Origin of the sequence: Giesbergeria sp., assembly GCF_028686475.1 — a bacterium.
Taxonomy (GTDB): domain Bacteria; phylum Pseudomonadota; class Gammaproteobacteria; order Burkholderiales; family Burkholderiaceae_C; genus Simplicispira.
Genome location: NZ_JAQUCA010000065.1, coordinates 1 through 2,515, shown reverse-complemented (window position 1 = coordinate 2,515; position 2,515 = coordinate 1). Strand labels below are relative to the sequence as shown.

General features: G+C 54.5%; 2 protein-coding genes. One reads left to right on the top strand and one right to left on the bottom strand.

What is annotated here, in order from left to right; translation table 11 throughout:
• Positions 1–74: 74 nt before the first annotated feature.
• Positions 75–1,754, top strand: coding sequence for a DDE-type integrase/transposase/recombinase (locus PHX60_RS15965; protein WP_300079792.1), 1,680 nt, complete (start codon positions 75–77; stop codon positions 1,752–1,754).
• A 505-nt stretch (positions 1,755–2,259) separates the two neighbouring features.
• Here the strand turns inward: PHX60_RS15965 and PHX60_RS15960 are convergent.
• Positions 2,260–2,515 (bottom strand): hypothetical protein (locus tag PHX60_RS15960; RefSeq protein ID WP_300079789.1); only part of this gene is annotated, 256 nt, incomplete at its 5' end.

Sequence of the window (2,515 nt, the reverse complement as noted above, 5' to 3'; positions counted from 1 at the left end):
ACCCTGAGGCCCGTGCTAGCAGCTGCAGCCCATGCTGTGTGCTTGCATGCGTCGGTGTGCCTGGAGATGGCACCATGCTCATGTTAACTCGCTCGCGTACCCGTGCTGTTCAGTCGGCGCCCGCTACTAAGTCAGCGCCTGCCGGGGAGGAGCCCCATGCAAGCACTGCTGCAGATGAACCTGCTGCACGAGGACCTGATGATGCCGACAATGGCCCCAATGCCCGTGGTGCGGATGTGGCAGACCTGACAGAAGCAATCAAGGCTGCCTACGCCACGGATGCTGAGTTCAATGCGAAGGGAATGGAAAACAAGCAAGGTGTGTGGATGCTGAACGGCAAGGTAGTCGTCCCCAACAGTCCTCTGGTCCGCATGCGCATTATGGAGGAGCACCATGACACAGCTATGGCTGGACACCGAGGTGTCATGAAAACTGTCGAGCTCATTGAGCGAAACTTTTGGTGGCCTACCCTTCGCGCTGATGTTAACAAGTATGTGCGCTATTGTGATGCCTGCCAGCGAGTGAAGTCAAGCACTCACAAGCCCTTTGGATTCCTGACTCCACACACCGTCCCTGGGCGAAGGTGGCAGAGCATTTCCTCAGACATGATAGTCAAGCTCCCTACTACCTCGAAAGGGCGTGACTCAATTCTGGTGTTCGTCGACCGCCTGAGCAAAATGGTTCACCTCGTGGCAACTACTGAAACTTTGACTAGTGAGCAGTTTGCTCGCAAGTTCTTCAAAAATGTGGTGCGTTTACACGGCATGCCCGAGGACCTTGTGAGCGATCGCGGTCCACAGTATAACAGTATTTTCTGGAGGGAGCTGTCCCGTCTGATGGGTGTTAAGCGCAATATGTCTAGTGCTTACAGACCACAACACAACGGTCAAACAGAACGAGTGAATCGAGTGATTGAAGAGGTGCTCCGCGCATACATCAAACAAGACCAGACCGACTGGGATGATTACCTTCCTGCCGTCGAATTTGCTATCAATAACTCCTGGCATGAGTCAATCTGCAACACGCCCTTCTTTCTCAACTATGGTCAACATCCTCTGATGCCGTCCAACACGCACCTACCTACCAAGTGCCCTGCTGCTGTTCAGTACTTGGAGGACATTGAGCGAGCTGTCTCCAAGGCAAGGCAGTGCATGCAGGCTGCACAAGACCGCATGAAAGCTCGTGCAAATGCCAACAGACCTGCTCTCCAGGTGCAATCAGGAGACCTGGTCATGCTCAGTACTGCCAACCTCAACAAGGATGTGCAAGGAGTGCGCAAGCTGCGTCCTCGCTGGGTAGGACCCTTCAAGGTGCTCCATGTGTACCAGCATGGTGACCCTTCTGTGCCTGTCGCTGTCCAGCTGGAACTTCCCAGCAGTTGGACACGCGTGCATGATGTGTTTCACGTGTCTTTGGTCAAGCCCTACTGTGCTCGCCCTGATGAGCAGCCCCATGTAGAGGCTGGTCCCCCTCCTGTTCAGGTGTTGGATGGGGAACCCATTTACAAGGTGGACCAGATTCTGGATCACAGAGTCGTGACCCGGCGGGTCCAGAAGAACAAGCGTGGTGCTAAGAAGCGTACCCTGGTCACAGAGTACAAGGTGCGGTGGCAAGGCTATGGCCCTAGTGATGACACTTGGGAACCTCGCAAAAACCTGCTCTCCTGCTCTGACCTGATCAAGGAGTACAAGCTGTCTAAAGGCCTTGAAATCACCTCTGATGACGATGACCCTGACTATGAGCCCATGGATTGAACTGTGAACTGATAATAAATACCACCTACACCATGGCATGCTTGCATGCAAGTCTGCTGTACCAACAGCAGGCGGGGCGGTCACTTGCTACTTGTGCTAATGGATCCACTGCGTGTCGTAGAGTGTTTTCGGCTGCAGCTGGCGCTGAGCCTGCCGGGGAGGATTGTTACGCCCCTGCAGTGTCTCCATACAGCATGCAGTGGTCATGCAGTGGACACGTCGCTCATGAGAGCGGAAGCTTCGAGATGTGTGAGAGTATGGAAACCCTTAAGCAGTGACTGGTGTAGGTCGGTTCGATTCCGACAGTGCTGTACGCCCTGAGCACTTAACTGCTTATAGGATTTCCTTCAGCTGACAACGCTTCAGTGGAATCGCAGCATCGATCCTGACACGCTTTCTACTGCAATGCCTGCACTGGACCATGCGATGGAGTTTATGGAAGATGAACTTGGCGATGGACTCGGTTAGTGCTGACTAACGTTGCGATTTGTTTTATAGCTTAATTTTAGCTTAGCTTAGCTCTGTTGAGGCGTGCGCCCTCAGGCTTTGTCAGTTCAGGGGCCAGGTCCATGAGGGTGGGGTGCAGGTAGCTGACCTCCCCGGGCGCCAGCACCTCTGACAAACTCCAACTCAACTCCTGGTCCTTGGAGACGTGGGAGAAGGGGATGTAGGCCCGGTCCGCGGTGGCGTATTGGGCTGTAGGGGTGGTGGGCACAGGGGATGTGCCCTCCAACCTCAGGAGGAGGTGACTCCCCATAGCC